Here is a 22,145-nt window from a genome sequence, read left to right on the forward strand (position 1 = left end):
ACGCCCGCGCGGGCGTACGCGTCGGACGTGGAGACCGCGCACGAGATGGTCGCCGACACGATGCCTGCGGCGGCGGCATCCGTCAGCCATCCCAGGGCGGGTCCGGAGTGGGAAGGATCCGAGCGGTGCAGGCACGCGGCCGTCGGGCGAGCGGGCAGCAGCCCCGCCTGAGCGAGCGCGAGGACGAGGCTCAGGGGCTGTTCTTTCAGCGACAGCACGATGTCGGCCTCCTCGAAGAGAGCGGCGGCGCGATCGAGTTCCGCCGGACTGAACGCGTCCGGCGCGATGGGGCGATCGCCGGCGAGGCGGTCGAACGCCGTGATCCCGACGCCCGCATCCCGCAGACGGCGGTAACGCGTGTCGTCTCGGACATACTGCACCGACGCGTCGCGACGCGCCGCGGAGGTCAGCGACAGGACGTGGTGTTCCTGCTCGCCCGTCGTCGCGAGGCCCGCGACGACGTCGGAGTGCAGGATCCGCGCACCGCCCGCGAAGAACCCTTCGTAGAGCGACAGCACGCGCACGGGTCGAGACATCGGATCGCCTTCCGGGGAGGGGCGCCACGTCGGTCGACGCGGTTGTCTCATGCTGAAGGCTCGACCCCCGGGTGTGGGTTACGTCGCGAAGACCATCGCGTGAACGCCCGGGCACGAGGCGACGCGCCGCGGCCGAACGGAGACGTCCTCATCCGGCGGGCCGCGACGGCGCGCACGAAGCGGAGATGAGTACGATGTACCGTCGTGTCGTCGTCAACCGATTCGCTCTCCGGAGCCGCCCTGGGAACGCCCGTGGGTCGTGCCCTCCTGGCGTACGGCGAAGCGCGGCGCGGCGCCGTCGCCAGAGCGCGCCGCGAACTGTCCTTGAACGAACTCGACGCTCGCGCGCTGCTCTTCGTCGTCGAGAATCCGGGCGCTCGCCCCTCGGACGTGCGCGACCACCTCGGCATCACGTCCGCCGGTGTCACAACGCTCATCGATCGACTCGTTCAGCGGGGAGCGGTGCGCCGCGACCTCGACACCGAGGACCGCCGCGTCAACCACATCACCGCGATCATCGATCTCGACGAGGAGCCGTGGTCGCTCCTGCGTGCCTTCGATCGCGCGATCGACGCTGCCATCGGCGAACTGGATGCCGGCGAGAGCGAACGGCTGGCGCGGATCATCGAGCAGGCCGTCGCCGCGGCCACCCGGGCCGACTGAGACCCGGGGCCCGCCGGGGCGAACCTCCTAGTGATTCGCGAGGAACGCCTCGGACCGCGCCTGCAGGAATGAGCACAGCGCCGCGAGCATCGCCAATTCGCCCGAGAGAGCGAGGACCCGTCCCGCCGGAAGGGGGGCTGCGTTCTCCCGGGGCTCGAAGGTGACGGCCCAGTCCGTGGACCCCGGTGCCGTCCCGGGGGCGACGAAGAACGTGGTGGAGACGCTCCGAAGCTGCGCGGCGATCAATCCGCGATCGGAGTCCTCGTCGAGATCCTGGGGGATCACGCGCAGGATGTCCGCGTCGTCGTAGCCCAGACCGCGGAAGTCGTCGACCCACGACTCGAGGGTTGCCATCGTGCGGAAGGTCATCGGGCGTCCCGTCGATCGGAGCTCGCCGAGTCGCGAGCCTCACCAATTATGCGACGCCCTACCTCGGCGCGGGTCACGAGCTCCGCGCCGAGGCGGTCCGACCGCCGTGCCGGGGAGCGATGGCGGGGAGGAAGGAAGAGACCGGAGCCCATTCCTCTCGCATCTTCGCCACGGGAGGAGGCCGCGTCAAACACGGCGGGGAGACCTCTGCGCGGGGCGGCCACGACGTCGCGCGCGACGGCCACGGTCACCGGCATCGGTGCCGAAGTGAACCGCGCCAGGCTTTCTCGCACCCTGTTCGATGACGATACGGTGAAGGAGTCCCCCCCGGCATTCCTCTCTCGTCGACGTCCCCCCGCGCTTTGAGAGCGGTCCCACGCATACGTTGCGCGAAAAAGCAACGGTGTTGCCGCACTCTTTCGGTCGATTTAGGAAAGCCCCGTGGAGCATACGAAACTCGAGACCAGAGATGCCGCGATCGTCGAGGAGATGTGGCGGTCGGTCGTCCCGGGAGCCCGGATCTCTCGCGCCGAGGCCATTCAGCCGGCGCTGAACTGGCAGGCCGTCTCGGATACGGGCTTCGCGTTCTGCGACTACACCATCGGTTCGACGATGCTCGTCGAATCCGATCCCCTCGACCAGGTCGTGGTGGGGCGCATCGCCGGGTCGCGCGTGGCCGGGACGTATCGCCGCGAACGGATCGACACGGCCGTTCCCTTCCTGGTCGTCGATCGTCCGCTCGAAGTCGCCTTCACCGGGCGGATCGCCGGGACGGCCGTCGCCTTCTCGCGCACCGACTTCGACGACGCCGCCCGGCGGCTCTCCGGTGACGAGGGGCTGCGGGTCCGCGCGACCGGTCATGCTCCCGTCAGCGAGCAGCGGCTGCGCTATTGGACGCGCACGTGGGAGTACGCCCGGGACGTGCTGCTGCGCTCGTCCGAGCGGACGCCTCTCATCCAGCACCAGGCGCGGACGCTCCTGCTCGAAGCGTCGCTGCTCGCGTTCCCCACGACCTTTACGGAGGCACTCGCCGCGGGACGACCCGCGCGCCCCCTGCCCGCGCCCGTCCGCCGGGCCAAGGCATACATCGAGGCGCACGCGGCCGAGTCGGTCGTCCTCGCCGACATCGCTCAGGCGGCTCGGTTGTCGCCGCGCGGTCTGCAATACGCGTTCCGCGCGTCCACCGGCCGCACGCCGATGCAGTATCTGCGTCGCGTCCGTCTGGATGCCGCACGCGCCGACTTGCGCAGCGCCGATCCGTCGGTCGACACCGTCGCCGCGATCGCTGCGCGCTGGGGCTTTTCAAACCTCGGTCGGTTCGCCGCGATGTACCGCGCGGAGTTCGGCGAGACGCCGTCGACGACGCTGCGCTCCTGAGGTCCCCCGGTCAGTGGCCCGCGCCGAGCTCACCGCTCAGTCGCCCGTGGAACCGCGCCGCCGTGGCGTTCATCCCCTCGAGTTCCACGGTCGTCCCCAGATGCGCATACTTCGTCTGCACGGCATCCAGGGCCGCCACCGTCGACGCGTCCCAGACGTGCGAACGCGACAAGTCGATCACGACGTGCGCCGGATCGCGGTGGTACGCGAACTTCGTGGTGAGGTCGTTGCTCGAGGCGAAGAAGAGCTCGCCCTCGACGACATAGCGGGCGGTGTCGCCCTCGACCGAGCGGGTGACGCTCGTCAGTGAAGCCACGCGCCGGGCGAACAGCACCGCCGCCGCAACGACGCCCACGCCGACACCGATCGCGAGGTTGTGCGTCCACACGGTGAACGCGACGGTCAGCACCATCACGACCGTCTCGCTCACCGGCATCCGTCGCAGGGTCGAAGGCCGGATGCTGTGCCAGTCGAAGGTCGCGATCGACACGACGATCATGACCGCGACGAGCACGGCCATCGGGATGATCGCCACGACGTCGCCGAACACCAACACGAGCACCAGCAGGAAGACACCCGCGAGGAAGGTCGAGATGCGCGTGCGTGCGCCGGATGCCTTGACGTTGATCATCGTCTGGCCGATCATCGCGCAGCCGCCCATGCCGCCGAACAGACCCGACAGCACGTTCGCCGCGCCCTGGCCGAGCGACTCGCGGGTCTTCGACGAGGGGGTGTCGGTGATGTCGTCGACGAGGGCCGCGGTCATGAGGGACTCCAGCAGCCCGACGATGGCCATGGCGACCGCGAAGGGGAAGATGATCGCCAGCGTGTCGAGGCGGAAAGGCACGTTCGGGATCAGCAGCGACGGCAGGCTCTCGGGCAGCGCACCCTGGTCGCCCACGGTGGGCACCGAAATGCCGAACACGACGGCGGCGCCCGTGAGCAGGACGATGGCCACGAGCGGGGCGGGCACGACCTTGGTGACGCGGGGGAGCAGGTACATGATCAGCAGCCCCGCCGCGGCGATCGGATACACGGCCCACGGCACCCCGATCAGCTGCGGGACCTGCGCCGTGAAGATGAGGATCGCCAGCGCGTTGACGAAGCCGACCATGACGCTGCGCGGGATGAAGCGCATGAGCTTCGCGACGCCCACGAGCCCGAGGATCACCTGCAGGATGCCGCCGAGGATCACCGTCGCGAGCAGGTAGTCGACCCCGTGCTCGCGCGCCACCGGCGCGATGACGAGGGCGATCGCACCGGTCGCGGCGGAGATCATGGCGGGGCGACCGCCCAGGAAGGCGATCGCGACCGCCATCACGAACGACGAGAACAACCCGAGACGCGGGTCGACGCCGGCGATGATCGAGAAGGCGATGGCCTCGGGGATCAGGGCGATCGCCACGACGAGGCCGGCGAGGATCTCGCGAGTGAGCAGGCGCGGGGAGCGGAAGGCCTGCAGGACGGTGGGTTCGGAGCGCGGGCGCGTCAGGGCGTCGGTCATGAGGAGTCTCCAAGAGGGGAGGGAACCCGCTGCGACGCGGGGAAGAATAGGGGGGTCGCGATCGCGACCGCCACCAACTCTACCGTAACGTGAGGTTTGCGGGATCGGGGATGCCATGACCGACGATCGGCCGATGCAGATCGGCGAGCTCGCCGAGCGGACGGGATTGTCGATCCGCACGCTCCGCCATTACGACGAGATCGGCCTGCTGCGTCCGTCGGCGCGGAGCGAGGGCGGCTTCCGCCTGTACACCGCCGACGACGAGTCGCGCCTGCTGCTCATCCGCCGCATGAAACCGCTGGGGTACTCGCTCGAGCAGATGGGCGAGCTGCTCGCGGTGGTCGACGGCCTCGAGGCCGACCCGGACGACGCGGCGCTGCGCGAGCGGTTCGCGGACATCCGCGACGAGGCGCAGCAGCGTCGTGAGGACCTGCGCCGCAAGGTCGCCGCCGCCGACGAGTTCGTGGCGCAGCTGGAAGCGCGATGACCGATCACGAGGGGCGACTGCGTCACCACCGCATCGCCGCCGACGGCTCGATCGGCGACACCCTCTCCTTCTCGATCCTCCGCGAGGAGTGGCCGGGCGTGCGGGCGGGCCTCGAGGAGCGGCTGCGCCGCTGACCGCGGGTCGCGGTGATCTCAGCCTTGCGCGGCGGCCGCGCGGCGGCGCGCGAACTCTCGCGCCTCGGAGAACAGCTCGAGGTCGATCTGGACGTGCCGGCGGGCGAGTTCGGCGGCCTCTTCGGGTGCGGCGGTCACGATCGCGGCCACGATCGCGTCGTGCTCGCGCGCCGCGCGGGACTCCATGCGGCGATGACTCTCGCGGTCACCCCACGGGTGCGCCGGAGCGGACAGGGAGAGATGGCGCTCGTGATCGAGGAGGATGTCGCGCAGGGCGGTGTTGTGCGCGGCGTCGATGATCGACAGGTGCAGGAGGCTGTCCGCGCGCTGCTTGGGGTTGCCGGAGTCCGCCGCGTGGAAGGCGGCCAGGCGGTCGCGCATGACCGCGATGTCGGCATCCGTCCGCCTTTCGGCGGCCAGGCGGGCGAGGGACGAGTGCAGCATCGAGCTCGCGGTGCACGCGTCGACCAGGTCGCTCCACCGTTGCTCGAACCAGCGGTCCACGCCGACGACGATCGACGCGGGCCACTCCTCGGCCACGAAGGTGCCGCCGGCGCGGCCGCGTCTCTTCTCGATGAGCCCGCGCGCGGACAGATCGTCGAGGGCGGCACGCACGGTGGTCCGCCCGACTCCGAGGAGGGGGGAGAGGTCGCGCTCGGCGGGAAGGCGCGTGCCGGGCAGGAACTCACCCACCGCGACAGCGGTGATGAGGCGCTGGGTGACGCGGTCCACCAGGGAGACGTCGTCGGTCTCAGCCATGGGCTCCCCTCGTTTCCTCCATGTTAATTCCGGAGAAAAGGTTTGCCAACGAACCATTACCGGGTCCACGATGACTCCATGCAACGCGAGATCACCGTTCCCTTCCACGACGGCTTCACCTGGGCCCGCGTCACCGAGCCCACCGCGCCGACCGGAAAAGCTCCGCTGTTCGTCCTGCACGGCGGACCCGGCATGGCACACAACTACGTCGCGAACCTCGACGCGCTCGCCGAGATCACCGGACGCACCGTCGTGCACTACGACCAGATCGGGTGCGGGAAGAGCTCGCACCACCCCGACGCCCCGGCGTCCCAGTGGGTTCCGCAGCTCTTCGTCGACGAGTTCCACAACCTGCGCGAGGCCCTGGGCTTCGACGAGTACCACGTGCTGGGACAGTCGTGGGGAGGCATGCTCGGCGCCGAGATCGCCGTCCGGCAGCCGGCGGGGTTGAGAAGTCTCGAGATCTGCAACTCCCCGGCGTCCATGGAGCTGTGGCTCGCGGGGGCGGCCCGTCTGCGCGCGGAACTCCCGGTCGACGCCCGCGAGGCCCTCGACCGCCACGAGGCCGACGGCACCCTCGACCACCCCGACTACGTGGATGCCACGCGCGTCTTCTACGAGCGGCACGTCTGCCGCGTGACCCCGATGCCGCAGGACTTCGTCGACAGCGAGCAGCAGATGCTCGCCGACCCCACGGTGTACTTCACCATGAACGGACCGAACGAGTTCCACGTCGTCGGGACCGGCCGCGACTGGACCATCATCGACCGCCTTCCGCTGGTCGCGGTACCGACCCTCGTGGTCGCCGGCGAGTTCGACGAGGCCACCCCCGAGACGTGGGAGCCCTTCGTCGAGCGCATCCCCGACGCTCGCGCCCACGTGTTCGAGGGGGCGAGCCACTGCACGCACCTCGAGATGCCGGACGCGTTCCGCGCCGTCATCGCCGACTTCCTCGCCCCTCTTCCCTGACGCCCCACCCGACCCTTCCGAGCCAGGAGACCCGATGTCGAACACCGCCCCCGAGGCCCAGCAGTCGCTGGAGTCCTTCGGCTACAAGCAAGAGCTCAAGCGCTCCATGTCCACCCTCGACCTCGTGGTCTACGGGCTCGTCTTCATGGTGCCGATCGCCCCCTGGGCCATCTTCGGCGTCGTCTTCAACGCCGCCAGCGGAATGGTCCCGCTGGTCTACCTCACCGGCGTCGTCGCGATGATCTTCACCGCCCTCGCCTACGCGCAGATGTCGAAGGCGTTCCCCATCGCCGGGTCGGTCTTCTCGTACGTCGGCCGAGGACTGCACCCCACCGTCGGCTTCTTCGCCGGGTGGGCGATCCTGCTGGACTACCTGCTCGTTCCGACGCTGCTGTACGTCTTCGCGGCGTCCAGCATGGCAGGCATCTTCCCCGACGTGCCGCAGTGGATCTGGGCCGTCGCCTTCGTCCTCATCAACACGCTCATCAACGTCGCGGGGATCGGGTCGATCAAGCTCGCGAACCGGGTCATGCTCGTCATCCAGCTCGCGTTCGTGGTGATCTTCGTCGTCATCGCGATGGTGGCGCTCAACGCCGGCACGGTCCCGGGCGCGGAGTTCACGATCGCTCCGCTGTGGGATGCCGAGAAGGTCAACCCCGCGCTCATCGCGACCGCCCTCTCGATCGCGGTTCTGAGCTTCCTCGGGTTCGACGGCATCTCGACGATGGCCGAGGAGTCGACGGGCGACCGTAAGTCGGGCGGTCGCGCGATGATCATCGCCCTGCTCGTGGTCGCCGTGCTCTTCATCACGCAGACCTGGTTCGCGAGCGCTCTCGCCGCCGGCACCATCTCGTTCGGCGACGACGAGGTCAACAACGCCTTCTTCGTGCTCGTCGCCCAGGCGGCCGGTTCGGGCTGGGCCACCGCGTTCCTCGCCGTCAACGTCATCGCGGTCGGCATCGCCAACGCGGTCGCCGCTCAGGCCGCGACCTCGCGCCTGCTGTACTCGATGAGCCGCGACCGGCGCCTGCCCGCCTTCCTGTCGAAAGTGAACTCCCGCCAGGTACCCATGCCGGCGATCCTGCTCGTCAGCGGAGTGTCTCTCGTGCTGGTGCTGTTCTTCGTCGGACAGATCGCCGTGATCTCGTCGCTGGTGAACTTCGGCGCACTCCTGGGATTCCTTCTCCTGCACGTGTCTGTCGCGGTCTACTACCTCGGCAAGAAGAAGTCGAAGAACTACCTGCTGCACCTCGTCGTGCCGCTCATCGGGTTCCTCATCATCGGGTACGTGCTCCTCAACGCCGATATGACGGCGAAGATCGGCGGCATCGTGTGGCTCGTCGTCGGCGGGATCGTCTACGCCATCTACGCCCGCAAGAACGGCGGGGCGACCGGGCCGCTACCCGAGCACGCGACCGCCACCGCCGGTGAGGGCGGCGGCGAGGTGGCATCCCGATGACCGAGCTCTTCCTCGGCAAGCAGCACGGCCGTCCCGGCTACGACGCCGCAGTGCCTCCGGCGCTGCGCATCCGGCCCGGGACGGGGCAGATGATCGCCTTCGAGACCGACGACGCGGTCTACGCCGAGCTCGACGACCACGGCGACCTCGCCGCCCTGCAGGCTCCCCTCAACCCGGTGACGGGGCCCGTGTACGTCGAGGGCGCGAAGCCGGGCGACGCGCTCGCGGTGCACGTGCACGAGATCCGTCTCGGGGCGTACGGATGGTCGCAGAGTCTTCCCGGGACGGGGGCCCTGCAGCACCGCATGCCCGCCCACGTCGTCAGCAGGCGCATCCCGATCGATGCCGAGGGCGTGCACCTGACCGATCGTCACGTCGTGCCCGCGCGACCCATGATCGGATGCATCGGCACGGCTCCGGCATCCGGGACGAACTCGACGGTCATGCCCACCACCGCCCTCGGGGGCAACATGGACCTCACCGACGTCGCCCCGGGCGCGACGGTCTACCTGCCGGTCGAGGTCGAGGGAGCGCTGCTCTCCATCGGTGACATCCATGCCGTCATGGCGCGCGGCGAGTCGTCGTTCGTGGCGATCGAGGCGGCGGGCGTCGCCGTCGTCTCGATCGACCTCGTCCCGGATGCCCACCTCCGCGCGCCCCGGGTCGAGACCGACGAGGAGTGGATCTTCGTGGGTCTCGGGGATCCCGTGCAGGAGAGCGTCCGCCGCGGCTACGAGGACGTGTTCGACACCCTGGTCGACGAGCACGGATGGGACCGTATGGACGCATACGCGGTCATGAGCGCCCTCGTCCACAGCGAGCTGGGCGGGCCGACCGGTTCGGAGACCCCCGACCCCCTGCATCCGTTCCGGGCCGTGGGGGCGGTGACCCTTCACCGCCTCCCCAAAAGCGTGCTCTGAGGTCGTCCGCCGGCGACCGACGCACCGTCAGAACCCGGCGACGATTCGGGCGAGGCTGAGCGCCGTGTAAGATCGTCCCTTGGAAGTGTGTCCGAGCGGCCTAAGGAGCATGGCTGGAATCCATGTAGGCGGGGTAACTCGCCTCGCAGGTTCAAATCCTGTCACTTCCGCCGAAGAGAGCCCCGCGCGAACGAGAGTTCGCGCGGGGCTCTCTCTTTTGCCGGGGAGCCTGTCACCGCGCATCCGGACAGGGGGGCGAGGCCGATGACAGAGGTGGCGAGAATCCCAGGTCGACGTGAATCCATGGCCCGTGACCTCGCAGGAGCCGGTTACGCGCCGACCCGCTCGCGCTCCTCCGCCGCCGCGCTGCCCGGACGCACGACGAGCGAGCGGGGGAGCACACGCGAGACCACCCGGCGGACTCCCGTCGCTCGGGCGCGCAGGCCCGCGCCGACGCGCGCGGCGGCACCGGCGAGCAGCGGCCCGTCCGCGGCATCCTGCGCCTTCTCGGCATAGCTGACGCGCTCGATCGCCCCGCGGAGGAGGTCCAGATCGTCCGGATCCGCGCCGTGCTCCTGGACGAGGCGCTCGGCGAAGCGTCGCGGCGACTCACCGCCCGGGACCGGGATGCCGAGATCCACCGCCTCGTCCTGCACCAGCGCCCACGCCGCGACCGGATCACCGGCGCGCGCCGCGGTCGCGCGAGAGCGCCGGCGGAGGGCGCGCAGCACCGCGGGGGCGGCGAGGAGCAGGAGCAGGAGCGCGATGCCGCCGCCGACGAGCAGCCCCGGCCCGATTCCGCGCGCGGCGCCGGCGGTACCGGTGCCCTGCAGGCCCGGCCCGTCCTGGTTGCCGAGCGAGGGAGCGGTCGTGGACTGCGTCTCCGGTGCGGCGCTCTGCTGCTGCTGAGGGGCGTTCGGGGTCGTGTTCGTTCCGCCGGTGGTGCCGGAGGCGAAGCTGGTCGGGACGCCCAGGCTGTTGGTCGGCTCGAACGGCACCCAGCCGATGCCCTGGAAGTACACCTCGGGCCAGGCGTGCAGCTGACTCGAGGTCACGGTGAACGTCGACCGCTCCTGACCGACCGAGCTCGACATCGTGCCGGGGAGGTAGCCGACGACGATCCGCGACGGCATGTCGAGCGTGCGGGCCATCACGGCGAACGCGGAGGCGAAGTGCACGCAGTATCCGGTGCGCGCCTGCAGGAAGTCGGCGACGGCATCCAATCCCGCCCCGTCGAAGCCCGCCTCGACGGGCGCGTCGAGGGAGTAGCGGAACGCGCTGCTGCGGAACCACGTCTGCAGGTCGATCAGCGCGTCGTAGGGCGATTGCGCGCCGGCGGTCACCTCGCGCGCGGTGTCGCCGATGACGGCGGGGATGTCGGCGGGGAGCGCGCGCACCGTGTCGCCGAGCTCGGATCCGCCGACAGGGCGCGCGCGGATCTGCTCGAGCGTCGGGCGCGGCGCGATCGTCTGCACCGAGTAGTCCTGATCGCGCGAGGAGCCCGAGCGCGACACGATCGTGCGGTTCTGCGGCATCCCGAGCCAGTCGCCCTGCAGGCCCGTGACGGTGGTCGCCGGGGAGGGGACGGGGAGCCACGGGCTGTCGAGTTCGCCCACCGAGATGTCGGTCGTGTAGTCCGCGACGGCGATGTCGGAGTCGACCGGAGGGGCGTCGAACACGGGGCCGTCGCCGGGAACGTTCACGGTGTCGTCGCGGTCGGGCTGCCACACCGAGCCGTCGAAGCTCGACAGCGTCACGGCCCGGAGGTAGGGAGGTGTCGGCGCGGTCGTCTGGAGGGTCAGCACGTCGATGTCACGGGGCTGGCGCAGGTCGTTGCCCAGCTCGAGGTTCGGATTGATCGTCGTGCCGTACCCGCCGGTGCCGCCCGAGGCGAAACGCAGGGCAGGTTGGGGCAGGAGCGGGGTGGCGACCACGGCGACGATCACCGCGACCGCGGCGATGCCGAACGCCGTCGCCGAGGCGCCGCGGCCCCGCCGAGGGACACCGGTGGGACGCGAGCGCGCACCGGCGTGGCGCGAACGCGTGTCGACGCGGAGCAGGAACAGCAGCGCGACGGCGAGCAGGACGAAGGCCGTGACGTCCACGTCGGCAGGGATGGCGATCGTCGGGATCAGCGAGACCGCGACGAGGCCGACGCCGGCGAGCAACGGCATCCGCGCGGTGAGGACGACGTGATCCAGGACGATGGCGAGCGCGCCGATCGCGGCGACGAGCACGAACGCGAGCCCGGTGCCGGGGGCGACCGGGGCGACACCGGTGCGGATCTCTTCGGATGCCGCGGAGAAGAGGACCGGGACCGTGCTCACCGTGGCGGGACTCGGGATGATCCACAGCACCGCCGTGGTGCGACCGAACATCGCCGTCAGGGCGAAGAGCCAGATGCCGACCTCGAGGAGGGTCGCCACCAGCGCCGGGAGGTGGAACAAGCGCGCGGCGAGCCCGGCGCCGAGCACCGCCGCCGTCAAGAAGGCCGCCTGGAGCGTCCACGACCCCGGCTGCATCACCGAGAACACGGGGATCAGGGCCGCTGCGATCGCGGCGAAGAGGCCGAGCGTCAGCAGCGCCGCATCGCGCCGGCGTCGGGGGGTGCGGAGAACCGTCACGTCACCGGCCGACATTCGCAAGCCCTCTCTCGGTCGCCTCGGACCACGCGGTCGCGATGTCTCCGCCCGGGCGCACCGTCGCGACACGCCACCCCGCGGCGCGGGCGGTCTCGAGATCGGGGTGGGGCGCGACCATGAGCATGATCGGAAGAGCCGAGCGCTGGGCGAAGGCTCCGGGGGCGAGGGCGTGATCGCGCGCAGGGTCCGCGGTGATCACGACGACGGGGCCCATCATCACCGCGGCGGACGCCGGGATCACGCGGGCGGTCGAGCCGTCCGTGCGCGCGGTGATCGCGGCGAAGGATGCCGCGAGAGCGCGTGCCTCCGCGTCCTCACCGCCGTCGACAGGATCGGCGAGCAGCTCCCCGTCGCTGTCGACGACGTCGACGGTGTATCCCTCGTGAACGAGGCGGGCGACCGCGGACACGCACGCCGAGACCGCTGTCTCGAAAGCGAGGTCGCGGCCCGCCGCCTCCGCGGCGGCGGGAGACCACCGGGAGACGGCGCGATCGAACACGACCGTCGCGGCGGGGCTCGATTCCTGCTCCTCTTGGCGCACCATGAGCGTGTCGCGGTGCGCCGTCGCCCGCCAATGGATGCGGCGCATCGAGTCGCCCGGCGCGTAGGGACGCGCGACCAGGTTGTCGAGGCCCTGTCCGAGTTGCAGTGCCGCCGACTGTCGCGTGCCCCCCGCCTCACCCCCGGTCGGAGGAAGCGGCGGGAGGTCGACGATCGCCGGAGCCACCGTCACGGGGGTCGGTCTTCCCAGGGCGACTCGGCGACGGACGAGACCGAACGGGTCGGTCGTGACGACTTCGAGCGGGCCGAGAGCGTGCACGCCGCGTTCGTGACCGACGACCTCGTAACGCAGCTCGACGGGGACGGTGTCCCGCCCCAGCGACGACGAGGTCGCGGGGAAGACGCCGCTCGCGTGCCCGCTGAGCCCCGCCGGGAGGGCGTCGGCCCATCGGCCCGGGGCGGTGGGCAGCGCCGTCTGCAGGCCGACGCGCACCACGACCTGCGCACGGGCCCCGACGTCGGTGACGTCGGGGCTGACGGTGCGCGTCACGCGGTCCGTACGCCGAGCGATCACGAGCGTCAGAGCGGCGGTCGCCAGCAGAGCGGCCATGAGGACGCCGAAATACATCAGCTCCGGGATGCCGGCGCGCTGCGCGATCACGAGAGACGCCCCCGCGAGCACCGCGGCGCCGCTGCCACGCAGGGTCAACGGCCACCAGCGTCTCATCGGTTCCTCACACTCGCGAGGCGAGGGGGACGCGCACGCTCGCGGCGATGCGCTCGAGCGCCTCGGACACCACGACGGCACCCGCGCGACCGCCCGCGGCGGAGCGGTTCGCGATGAGACGGTGGCCGAAGACCGGGCCCAGCAGCGTCGTCAGATCGTCCGGGATGACGTAGGAGCGCCCATCGAGGGCCGCGCGCACCTTGGCGGCGCGCACCAGCTGCAGGGTGGCGCGCGGGCTCGCGCCGAGACGGATGTCGGGATGGCTGCGGGTGGCCTGCGCCAACGCCACGACGTACTCCTCGAGCGCCGGGGCGACATGGACGGCACGGGCCCACGCGATCATCGCGGTCACCTGGCGCCCCGTCACGACGGGCTCGATCGCGTCGAGGGGGTTCACGACATCGCGCTGTCGCAGCATGAGCGCCTCGGCGGCGGGATCGGGGTATCCCATCGAGATGCGCAGCAGGAACCGGTCGCGCTGCGCCTCGGGGAGCGCATACGTGCCCTCCATCTCGAGCGGGTTCTGCGTCGCGACGACGAGGAAGGGCGAGGGCAGCACGTGCGTGCGCCCGTCGATCGTGACCTGTCGTTCCTCCATCGCCTCGAGCAGCGACGACTGCGTCTTGGGGGAGGAGCGGTTGATCTCGTCCGCGATGACGATGTTCGCGAAGACCGCGCCGGGCGTGAACTCGAAATGCCGCGTGACCGGGTTGAAGACGGAGACGCCGGTGACGTCGCCGGGCAGGAGGTCGGGAGTGAACTGGATGCGGCGCACGTCCGCGTCGATGGTCGCGGCCAGCGCGCGGGCCAGCATGGTCTTCCCGACGCCGGGGACGTCCTCGATGAGCAGATGCCCCTCGGCGAGCAGCGCGATGAGGGCGCTCTGGACGGCTTCGGGCTTGCCGTCGATGACGTCGGAGATGGATGTCGTGATCTGACCGGTCAGCCGGGCGAAGGCATCCGCGGTGAGCGGTTCGTCGCTTCCCGGTCGGGCCGGGGCGGTGTCGGTGCGGCGGAGTCTCGATGCCGCCTCGGGCGTGGCCGTCTCGTCCATGGCATCCCTCGTGTCGCTGGGCGGGGCAGATCGTTGCCGCCGTGACCTGATCGTAACCTGCGTCATCGCCGCCGGGGCCGCCGGTGCCCGGTGCACAGGCGTCACTCGGCGGATACACCGGCCTCTAGGATCGGGGAGCGTTGGTCCAATCGAGGAGCGCGCATGTCCGATGCCACCCCGTCCCTGCCCCCCTATACGCACGTCCTCGCCGTCGACATCGGCGGGACGAAGGTCGATGCCGCCGTCGTGTCGATCGCCGGTGAGGTGGTTCGAGAGAGCGTGACGCGCCGCCCCACCGGCCGCGAGAGCGATCGCGAGACCCTCGCCCGCAACGTCCGCGAGGCGGCCGCCGAGGCGTTGGCTGCGGTCCCTGGTGCCCGCGTCGGCGCGATCGGTGTGGGCAGCGCGGGTCCGGTCGACCTGCCCTCGCGCACGGTCTCGCCGCTGAATCTGCCGCTGGCCGCGGGGCTCGCGATCGACGAGGTGCTGGGCGGCCTCGTCGACGGGCCGATCCACCTGGCGCTCGACGGCACGTGCATCGCTCTTGCCGAGCACTGGCGCGGATCGCTCCTCGGATGCCGCAACGCCCTGGCGATCGTCGTCTCCACGGGCGTCGGCGGAGGCTTCGTCCTGGACGGGCGCCCGATGGGGGGAGCGAGCGGCAACGCGGGCCACCTCGGCCAGACCTTCGTTCGCACGATCCTCGACGGGGAGGTCGTGGCATCCACTCTCGAGGCCGTCGCCGCCGGCCCCGGCACGGTGGCCTGGGCGCGGAGCCAGGGGTGGGAGGGAGAGACCGGGCTCGACCTGGCCGCGTCGTACCGCTCCGGCGACGAGATCGCCACCGCCGCCGTCGCGCGCTCGGCGACCGCTGTCGGTCAGGCGATCGCCGCGGCGGCGACTCTGTGCGACCTCGAGGCCGTCGCGATCGCCGGGGGATTCTCGCAGGTGGCCGATGACTACATCGATCGAGTGCGCGTCGCGGCCCACGCGGCATCCGTCCACGAGTACGCGCGTCGATGCCGGATCACCGGCTCGGGCCTCGATGGCGACGGGCCGCTGCTGGGCGCGGCTGCTCTCGCTCTGCGCGCCTGACCCGGTCGCGCTGACGCTCGCGCCCGACCGGGTCGGCGAAGGAGAGCCGGGCAGCGGAGGAGGGAGGGCGCGACCATCGCCCTCCCGTCCTGCGTTCTCCTCACCGGGCGGTCGCGTCGCGTCATCCGCTCGAGCGGCGGGGGACGGCGCGCTCGCGGGCGTACGCTGAGCGGGGGTCCGCGTCACGGGCCGGCGAGCGAAGGCGAGGGGCGATGCGGACGGGGTCGAACCTGCCGGCGGTCGGCGAGTACAACCAGACCCTCGTGCTCGATCTGATCCGCCGCGCCCCCGAGGGCCTCAGCCGTGTCGAGTTGTCGGCGCGGACGGGACTCAGCGCCCAGACCCTCAGCAATGTCACCCGCCGTCTCGCCGACGAGGGCCTCATCGTCGAGGCGGGCAAGGTCATCTCGGGCCCCGGCAAGCCCCGCACCCTGTTGAAGCTCGAGCCGCGCTCCCGGTTCGCCGTCGGGGTGCATCTGGACCCGGTGGTCGACACGATCGTCGTCGTGGACATGGCCGGTGACGTCGTGGCCCACGACGAGATCCCGCGGCGACACGGTGCCGTCCCGGACCAGCTCATCGACGACGTCCGCGCGGCCGTGGACCGGATCCTCTCCGACGCCGACATCCCGCGCCCGCTCGTGCTCGGGGTCGGTGTGGCCGCCCCGGGACCTTTCGACGCGCGCGGGGGCCGGCTGCTCGATCCCCCCCTCCTGCCCGCGTGGCACAACGTGCACGTCCGCGAAGACCTCGGCGCGGCCACCGGCCTGCCCGTCATCGTCGAGAAGGACGTGACCGCCGCGATGGTCGGAGAGATGTGGTTCGATCGCTCCGACGCGCTCGCCGACGCGATGTTCCTGTACTACGGGGCCGGTGTCGGCCTCGGGGTCGCGATCTCGGGTTCTCCCGTGCGCGGCCGTACGGGCAACGCCGGGGGCATCGCGCACGTGGTCGTCGACCCGGACGGGCCGGCCTGCGAATGCGGCTCGCGCGGGTGCCTCGGGGTCTCGATCGAGCCGCGCACCCTCCTCGCCGAGGCCGGCTACGAGCCCACCGAGACGGGTGATTCCCGTCCCGATCTCGATCGACTGGTGCGGGATGCCGCGGGGGGCGGCGCCCGCGCGCGGGCGGTGCTGCACCGCGCGGGGGAGCGTATCGCCCGGGCTCTGGTGGTGACGAACAACCTCCTCGACGTCGACGAGGTCGTGCTCGGCGGACCGGTGTGGGAGCGGCTGGCCGCGGTGCTCGTGGACACGGTCATCGCCCGCGTCGCCGAAGACCCGGTGTCGACCGCGACACGGGGGATCACCGTGCGTCTGTCGCGCGTGGGGGCCGATGTCGCCGCCGTCGGCGCGGCCTGCCTCATGCTGGACGGTGCTTTCGCGGCCCGACCGGCCCGGATGATGATCGCGATCTGACGACCGCTCACCCCCCTCACAGCGTCCCGTGGCCGGATCGTTACCGCGCGCTCAGGGAGACGACTTGCCGAGTTAGTCCATTTGATTTATAAAAGGTTCTGGCGACGCGGTGTCTCCACCCGAGCAAAGGAGCTTCCATGAAGAAACTGACGATGGCGGGCGGTCTTCTGACCGCCATGGCCCTGACCGTGGCCCTGGCCGGCTGCTCCGGCGGAAGCGGGGGAGCGGGCGACGCGAACACCATCCGTGTGGCGTACCAGACCACGGCGACGTTCAACCAGATGCAGACGCTGATGGAGAACGCGAAGAAGGAGTACGAGGCGGCGCACAAAGGCGTGACCGTCGAGCTCGTCCCGATCCAGGCCGAGGGCGCCGACTACTACACGAAGCTCGCGCTGATGAACAAGTCGGCGAGCACCGCTCCCGACGTGCAGTACGAAGACACCTTCAAGATCCAGTCGGACGCCGCGGCCGGCTACCTGCTGCCGCTGGACGACTACCTCGCGAAGTGGGACGACTGGTCGCAGTTCGCCGAGGGTGCCAAGCAGGCCGGCCTCGGCCCCGACGGCAAGACGTACGGCGTCTCGCTCGGCACCGACACCCGCGGTCTCTGGTACAACAAGGAGATCTTCGCCAAGGCCGGCATCTCGGTGCCCTGGCAGCCCAAGACGTGGGCCGACGTGCTCTCGGCCGCCGAGAAGGTCAAGGCCGCCGACCCCGACGTCATCCCGATCAACGTCTACTCGGGCAAGACCGCCGGTGAAGCGGCCTCTATGCAGGGCCTCGAGATGCTGCTCTACGGCACCGAGGACACCCTGTACGACACCTCCGCGAAGAAGTGGGTCGTGGGCAGCCAGGGCTTCAAGGACTCGCTGCAGTTCGTCTCGGACGTCTACCAGGGTGGGCTCGGCCCGTCGCTGCAGCAGGCTCTCGACCCCAACATCTTCACGAGCGTGACGGCCGACTGGCTGCCCTCGAGCAAGCTCGCCATCGCCCTCGACGGTTCGTGGCAGTCCGCCGCGTGGGTCGACGGCGGCACCGCCGCGTGGCCCGCGTGGAGCGACACTCTCGGCATCGCCGCGATGCCGACGCAGAAGGGCCAGGCTCCCGGCACGACGAGCATGTCGGGTGGGTGGACCCTCGCGATCGGCAAGAACACCAAGAACGCCGCCGCCGCGTGGGACTTCCTCTCCACCGCGGTGAACAAGGACAACGCCACCGCGTACAACATCGACAACAGCCAGATCGCCGTGCGCGCCGACGTCGCGCAGTCCAGTGAATACCTCGACGCGAACCCGAGCTTCAAGACCTTCTCGAGCTTCGTCGACACGACCCACTTCCGCCCGGCGACCGAGGACTACGACAAGATCTCGAACCAGATCCAGGTCGCGATGGAAGCGGTCATGACCGGCCAGTCCAGCGTCGATGACGCCGCCGCCGCCTACGACCAGGCCGTGATCGGCATCGTCGGCGAAGAGAACACGCAGAAGGGCTGACCGTGACCGCCCTGGCTCAGACCGGGGCGACCGGCTCCGACCGGGGGTCGCGCGCGAGGGCGCGCGGCCTCCGGTCCTCGGCCCGGGCGCTCCCTCTCCTGCCCGCAGCGCTGCTGCTGGCGATCTTCCTGCTCGGTCCGATCCTCGTGTCGCTGTGGGGCTCGCTCACCAACGCCACGCTCTCCGGTTCCACCGCCGTGGCGAGCGAGTTCATCGGCTTCGACAACTACACACAGCTGTTCAAGGCCCCCGACTTCCCGGTCGCCGTGATCAACACGATCGTGTTCGTGTTCTTCTCCGCGGTGATCGGTCAGAACATCCTCGGCCTGGCGCTCGCGCTCATGATGCGCTCGGGCAACCGCATCGTCGCCGCGGTGGTCGGCACGATCGTCGTGACCGCGTGGGTCCTGCCCGAGATCGTCGCCGCGTTCGCGGCCTACGCCTTCTTCCGCGACAACGGCTCGCTCAACGGCATCCTCGCCCTCTTCGGCGCGGAGCCGGTCAGCTGGCTGTTCACGATGCCGGTGCTCATGGTGATCTTCGCCAACATCTGGCGCGGCACCGCGTTCTCGATGATGGTCTACTCGGCCGCCCTCGCCGACGTGCCGCCCGAGATCACCGAGGCCGCCGAGGTCGACGGGGCCAGCGGTATCAAGCGGCTCTTCTTCATCACGATCCCGATGATCCGCTCGACCATCGGGACGAACTCGATGATCGTGACCCTGCAGACCCTCTCGGTGTTCACGCTCATCTTCGTCATGACCGGAGGCGGCCCCGGCAACAAGAGCACGACGCTGCCGATCCTCGCCTACCAACAGGGTCTGAAGTTCGGCGAGCTCGGCTACGGCACGGCGATCGCCACGATCATGCTGCTCATCGGTGCGATCTTCTCGTTCTTCTACGTCCGCGCGCTGCGCGAGGAGGTCTCGTCATGAGCGCCACCACCACTCTCCCCGAGGTCACGGGCCGCCGCGCCCGGTCGGTCACGCCCGCCCCGACGCGGAAGAAGGCCTCGCTGTCGTCGCCGCGCACGCGCGCCCTGCGCGTCCTGAGCAACACGCTGCTCCTCGTCATCGGCATCCTGTTCGTCGTCCCGCTCATCTGGCTGGTCACGGCGTCGCTCGACGCCCAGCCGACGCTCGCGATCAAGATGCCCGAGGTCGTCACGCTCGACAACTTCGCCGCGGTGATGAAGCCCGACCTGCTGTTCCTGCCGCTGTGGAACAGCGTGCTGCTCGCGGGCGGCACCGCCGTCGCCACGGTCGTGCTCGCCTCGCTCGCGGCCTACCCGCTCTCGCGCTACAAGATGCGCGTCGGAAAGCCCTTCCTCTACGCGGTGCTGTTCGGCACGTGCCTGCCGATCACGGCGATCATGGTGCCGGTCTACAGCCTGTTCGTGCAGCTGAACCTCATCGACTCGATCGGCGGCACGATCCTCTTCCTCACCGCGAGCGCCCTGCCCATCGCGATCTGGATGATGAAGAACTTCATGGACGGCGTGCCCGTCGAGCTCGAGCACGCCGCCTGGATGGACGGCGCGGGCTCGATGCGCACGCTCGTGCAGATCGTGCTCCCGCTCATGCGTCCCGGGATCGCGGTGGTGTTCATCTTCACCTTCATCCAGGCATGGGGGAACTTCTTCGTGCCCTTCGTGCTGCTGCTCAGCCCCGACTACCAGCCGGCCGCGGTCAGCATCTTCAACTTCTTCGGGTCGTTCGGAGCCGTGGCCTACGGCCAGCTCGCCGCCTACTCGATCGTCTACTCCCTTCCCGTCCTCGGCCTGTACGTCCTCGTGCAGCGCGGGCTCGGCGGTACGTCGGCCCTCGCCGGCGCCGTCAAGGGCTGACCCGTCCCCCCAGACAAGGAACCTCTTCGCCATGCACGACCGCACCGCGCTCATCGAGATGCGCATCGAACGCTTCGTCCGCGAGCGTCTCGCTCCCGCCGTCTATCGCGCCCGCCAGCCCCTCGACATCCGGGCGTGGGAGGCCCCGGGCGAGCCCGTGACCTTCGCCGAGGCCCGGGATGCCGCCTACCGCCCGTTCGCGATCGGTACGCCGTGGGGCCGGGCGTGGGGAACGACCTGGTTCGCCGTCTCGGGCGAGATCCCCGCCGCGTGGCGTGACGGCTCGGGGACCCTGCCCGCGGGCACCGTCGCCGAACTCGTTATCGACCTCGGCTTCACCGCCGGCCAGAGCGGCTTCCAGTGCGAGGCGCTCGTCTGGAACCGCGCGGGGGCGCCCATCAAGGGCGTCTCGCCGTTCAACAACGCCACCCCCGCGGCGATCGACGCCGACGGCCGCGTCGACGTGCTCGTCGAGGCGGCCTCGAACCCCGATGTCGGCAGCCTCTTCACCTTCGAGCCGACCCACCTCGGCGATCTCGCCACCGCGGGCGATGCTCCTCTCTATACGCTCCGCGAGATGTCGATCGGTCTCCGCGACCTCGCGGTGTGGGACCTCCTGCAGGACTTCCGCCTGCTCCACGGCCTCCTCGCCGAGCTCGACGCGACCTCCGCGCGCCGCGCGACCCTGTTGGAGGGAATGGATGCCGCGATCGATGCGGTCGATCCCGAGGACGTCGCGGGCACGGCGCAGGCCGGCCGCGACGTGCTCGCTCCGCTGATGGCCGCGCCCGCGGCATCCAGTGCCCACGTGCTGCACGCCGTCGGACACGCGCACATCGACTCGGCGTGGCTGTGGCCCGTCCGCGAGACCGCGCGCAAGGTCTCGCGCACCTTCAGCAACGTGCTGTCGCTCATGGACGAGGACCCCGAGTTCGTCTTCGCGTCGTCGTCGGCGCAGCAGTTCGCGTGGATGAAGGAGCACTACCCGGCGCTCTGGGAGCGGCTCAAGGAGCGCGTCGCCGAGGGCCGCTTCGTGCCCGTGGGCGGCATGTGGGTCGAGTCCGACACCAACATGGTCGGTGGCGAGGCGATGGCCCGTCAGTTCGTGGAGGGAAAGAGCTTCTTCCTCGAGGAGTTCGGCATCGACACCGAAGAGGTGTGGCTGCCCGACTCGTTCGGCTACAGCGGAGCCCTGCCGCAGATCATGAAGGCCGCCGGTGCGCGCTGGTTCCTCACGCAGAAGATCTCGTGGAACGAGACCAACCGCATCCCGCACCACACCTTCCGCTGGGAGGGCATCGACGGCTCGCGCATCTTCACGCACTTCCCGCCGGTCGACAAGTACAACTCCGAGGTGACGGCGGCCGACCTCGCGCACGCCGAGCGCAACTTCGCCGACAAGGGCCGCGCGCGCACCTCGCTGCTGCCGTACGGCTTCGGCGACGGCGGCGGCGGGCCCACGCGCGAGATGACCGCCACGATCGCGCGCGCCCACTCGCTCGAGGGCGCGCCGATCGTGAAGCACTCGACCCCGCGGGAGTTCTTCGAGACCGCCGAGGCCGAATACGCCGACCCGGCCGTGTGGGCGGGGGAGCTGTACCTCGAGTTCCACCGCGGCACCTACACGAGCCAGCTGCGCACCAAGCAGGGCAACCGTCGCAGCGAGCACCTGCTGCGCGAGGCCGAGCTGTGGGCGGCCACCGCGACCGTGCGGACGGGGGCGACCTACCCCGCCGAGACGTTCCAGCGCCTGTGGCGCCTGGTGCTCCTGCAGCAGTTCCACGACATCCTCCCCGGCACCTCGATCGCGTGGGTGCACCGGGATGCCGAGCGCAACTACGCCGCGATCGCCACGGAGCTCGAGCAGGTCATCGAGAGCAGCCTCCGTGCCCTCGTGGGCCAGGGAGAGCGCACGGTTCTCGCCAACGCCGCGCCGCACCGCCGTGACGGTGCGCCGGCACTCGCCATCGCCCCGGCGACCCACGGGGGCGACGTCGTCCCCCGCGCCGAGGGCGAGGGCTACGTGCTCGACAACGGCGTCGTGCGCGCGGTCGTCGACGGCCGGGGCCTGATCACGTCGCTGGTCGATGTGGCATCCGGTCGTGAGGTCGTCCCCGCGGGCCAGGTCGCGGGGCAGTTCGAGATCTTCCGCGACACCCCCACCCAGTGGGACGCGTGGGACATCGACG

At 70.5% G+C, this 22,145-nt stretch carries 19 protein-coding genes, 1 tRNA gene and 1 pseudogene; 14 read left to right on the top strand and 7 right to left on the bottom strand.

From position 1 onward, the window contains the following. Window positions 1-536, bottom strand: a pseudogene (locus tag NS220_RS12925) (glycosyltransferase); the annotation flags it as partial. Window positions 537-740: 204 nt separating this feature from the next. Between NS220_RS12925 and NS220_RS12930 the strand changes: the two are divergent. After that, complete coding sequence (locus NS220_RS12930) at window positions 741-1,199, top strand: MarR family winged helix-turn-helix transcriptional regulator (protein ID WP_058624459.1); 459 nt, start codon at window positions 741-743, stop codon at window positions 1,197-1,199. A 27-nt stretch (window positions 1,200-1,226) separates the two neighbouring features. On the opposite strand, the gene NS220_RS12935 is transcribed toward NS220_RS12930, so the two are convergent. Beyond that, on the bottom strand, window positions 1,227-1,568 hold the full coding sequence (locus NS220_RS12935; RefSeq protein ID WP_058624460.1) for a hypothetical protein: 342 nt from the start codon (window positions 1,566-1,568) through the stop codon (window positions 1,227-1,229). A gap of 441 nt (window positions 1,569-2,009) precedes the next feature. On the opposite strand from NS220_RS12935, the gene NS220_RS12940 reads away from it, so the two are divergent. Next, complete coding sequence (locus NS220_RS12940) at window positions 2,010-2,945, top strand: AraC family transcriptional regulator (protein ID WP_058624461.1); 936 nt, start codon at window positions 2,010-2,012, stop codon at window positions 2,943-2,945. A 10-nt stretch (window positions 2,946-2,955) separates the two neighbouring features. Here the strand turns inward: NS220_RS12940 and NS220_RS12945 are convergent, their stop codons facing one another. After that, the gene (locus NS220_RS12945) at window positions 2,956-4,449 is read right to left on the bottom strand and encodes a SulP family inorganic anion transporter (RefSeq protein ID WP_058624462.1); all 1,494 of its coding nucleotides are present in this window, start codon (window positions 4,447-4,449) and stop codon (window positions 2,956-2,958) included. Between the two features lie 115 nt (window positions 4,450-4,564). Between NS220_RS12945 and NS220_RS12950 the strand changes: the two genes are divergently transcribed. Together NS220_RS12950 and NS220_RS19380 are read left to right on the top strand one after the other, a co-directional pair. Beyond that, window positions 4,565-4,936, top strand: coding sequence for a MerR family transcriptional regulator (locus NS220_RS12950; protein WP_058624463.1), 372 nt, complete (start codon window positions 4,565-4,567; stop codon window positions 4,934-4,936). Continuing rightward, window positions 4,933-5,070: a hypothetical protein gene (locus NS220_RS19380; protein WP_242864616.1), complete on the top strand. Its 138-nt coding sequence runs from the start codon at window positions 4,933-4,935 to the stop codon at window positions 5,068-5,070. Before NS220_RS12950 ends, NS220_RS19380 begins: the two co-directional genes overlap by 4 nt. Before the next feature lie 18 nt (window positions 5,071-5,088). On the opposite strand, the gene NS220_RS12955 is transcribed toward NS220_RS19380, so the two are convergent. Beyond that, window positions 5,089-5,829, bottom strand: coding sequence for a FadR/GntR family transcriptional regulator (locus tag NS220_RS12955; protein ID WP_058624464.1), 741 nt, complete (start codon window positions 5,827-5,829; stop codon window positions 5,089-5,091). 78 nt (window positions 5,830-5,907) lie between these two features. Here NS220_RS12955 and NS220_RS12960 point away from each other — a divergent pair, with 78 nt between their 5' ends. The 4 genes from NS220_RS12960 to NS220_RS12975 all read left to right on the top strand — a co-directional run bounded on the left by NS220_RS12960 (window position 5,908) and on the right by NS220_RS12975 (window position 9,347). Then, complete coding sequence (locus tag NS220_RS12960) at window positions 5,908-6,798, top strand: proline iminopeptidase-family hydrolase (RefSeq protein WP_058624465.1); 891 nt, start codon at window positions 5,908-5,910, stop codon at window positions 6,796-6,798. A gap of 34 nt (window positions 6,799-6,832) precedes the next feature. Further along, entirely contained in the window at window positions 6,833-8,257 is a 1,425-nt protein-coding gene (locus tag NS220_RS12965) for an APC family permease (RefSeq protein WP_058624466.1), read from the top strand. Beyond that, window positions 8,254-9,177 carry an acetamidase/formamidase family protein gene (locus tag NS220_RS12970; RefSeq protein ID WP_058624467.1) on the top strand — a complete coding sequence of 308 codons (924 nt, stop codon included), beginning with the start codon at window positions 8,254-8,256 and terminating at the stop codon, window positions 9,175-9,177. Before NS220_RS12965 ends, NS220_RS12970 begins: the two co-directional genes overlap by 4 nt. A gap of 81 nt (window positions 9,178-9,258) precedes the next feature. After that, window positions 9,259-9,347, top strand: a tRNA-Ser gene (locus tag NS220_RS12975). A 159-nt stretch (window positions 9,348-9,506) separates the two neighbouring features. On the opposite strand, the gene NS220_RS12980 is transcribed toward NS220_RS12975, so the two are convergent. Genes NS220_RS12980 through NS220_RS12990 form a run of 3 tightly spaced genes read right to left on the bottom strand, consistent with a single transcriptional unit; the run spans window position 9,507 to window position 14,101 of the window. Then, entirely contained in the window at window positions 9,507-11,816 is a 2,310-nt protein-coding gene (locus tag NS220_RS12980; protein ID WP_058624468.1) for a transglutaminase TgpA family protein, read from the bottom strand. Beyond that, a complete protein-coding gene (locus NS220_RS12985) occupies window positions 11,803-13,047 on the bottom strand; it encodes a DUF58 domain-containing protein (RefSeq protein WP_058624469.1) in 1,245 nt (414 codons plus the stop codon). Before NS220_RS12985 ends, NS220_RS12980 begins: the two co-directional genes overlap by 14 nt. A gap of 7 nt (window positions 13,048-13,054) precedes the next feature. Beyond that, entirely contained in the window at window positions 13,055-14,101 is a 1,047-nt protein-coding gene (locus tag NS220_RS12990; protein ID WP_058624470.1) for an AAA family ATPase, read from the bottom strand. Window positions 14,102-14,263: 162 nt separating this feature from the next. Here NS220_RS12990 and NS220_RS12995 point away from each other — a divergent pair, with 162 nt between their 5' ends. From NS220_RS12995 to NS220_RS13020, 6 genes are all read left to right on the top strand, one after another. Next, window positions 14,264-15,196, top strand: coding sequence for an ROK family protein (locus NS220_RS12995; protein WP_058624471.1), 933 nt, complete (start codon window positions 14,264-14,266; stop codon window positions 15,194-15,196). Window positions 15,197-15,408: 212 nt separating this feature from the next. Continuing rightward, window positions 15,409-16,614: an ROK family transcriptional regulator gene (locus NS220_RS13000; RefSeq protein ID WP_058624472.1), complete on the top strand. Its 1,206-nt coding sequence runs from the start codon at window positions 15,409-15,411 to the stop codon at window positions 16,612-16,614. 137 nt (window positions 16,615-16,751) lie between these two features. Continuing rightward, window positions 16,752-18,110 carry an extracellular solute-binding protein gene (locus NS220_RS13005; protein ID WP_058624473.1) on the top strand — a complete coding sequence of 453 codons (1,359 nt, stop codon included), beginning with the start codon at window positions 16,752-16,754 and terminating at the stop codon, window positions 18,108-18,110. A 2-nt stretch (window positions 18,111-18,112) separates the two neighbouring features. Then, a complete protein-coding gene (locus NS220_RS13010) occupies window positions 18,113-19,045 on the top strand; it encodes a carbohydrate ABC transporter permease (RefSeq protein WP_058624474.1) in 933 nt (310 codons plus the stop codon). Beyond that, the gene (locus NS220_RS13015) at window positions 19,042-19,956 is read left to right on the top strand and encodes a carbohydrate ABC transporter permease (RefSeq protein ID WP_058624475.1); all 915 of its coding nucleotides are present in this window, start codon (window positions 19,042-19,044) and stop codon (window positions 19,954-19,956) included. Before NS220_RS13010 ends, NS220_RS13015 begins: the two co-directional genes overlap by 4 nt. Window positions 19,957-19,987: 31 nt before the next feature. After that, window positions 19,988-22,145, top strand: a 2,158-nt coding sequence (locus tag NS220_RS13020; RefSeq protein ID WP_058624476.1) for an alpha-mannosidase, incomplete at its 3' end; no start/stop codon positions are given.

Source organism: Microbacterium testaceum, from assembly GCF_001476655.1.
Classification (GTDB): domain Bacteria; phylum Actinomycetota; class Actinomycetes; order Actinomycetales; family Microbacteriaceae; genus Microbacterium; species Microbacterium testaceum_C.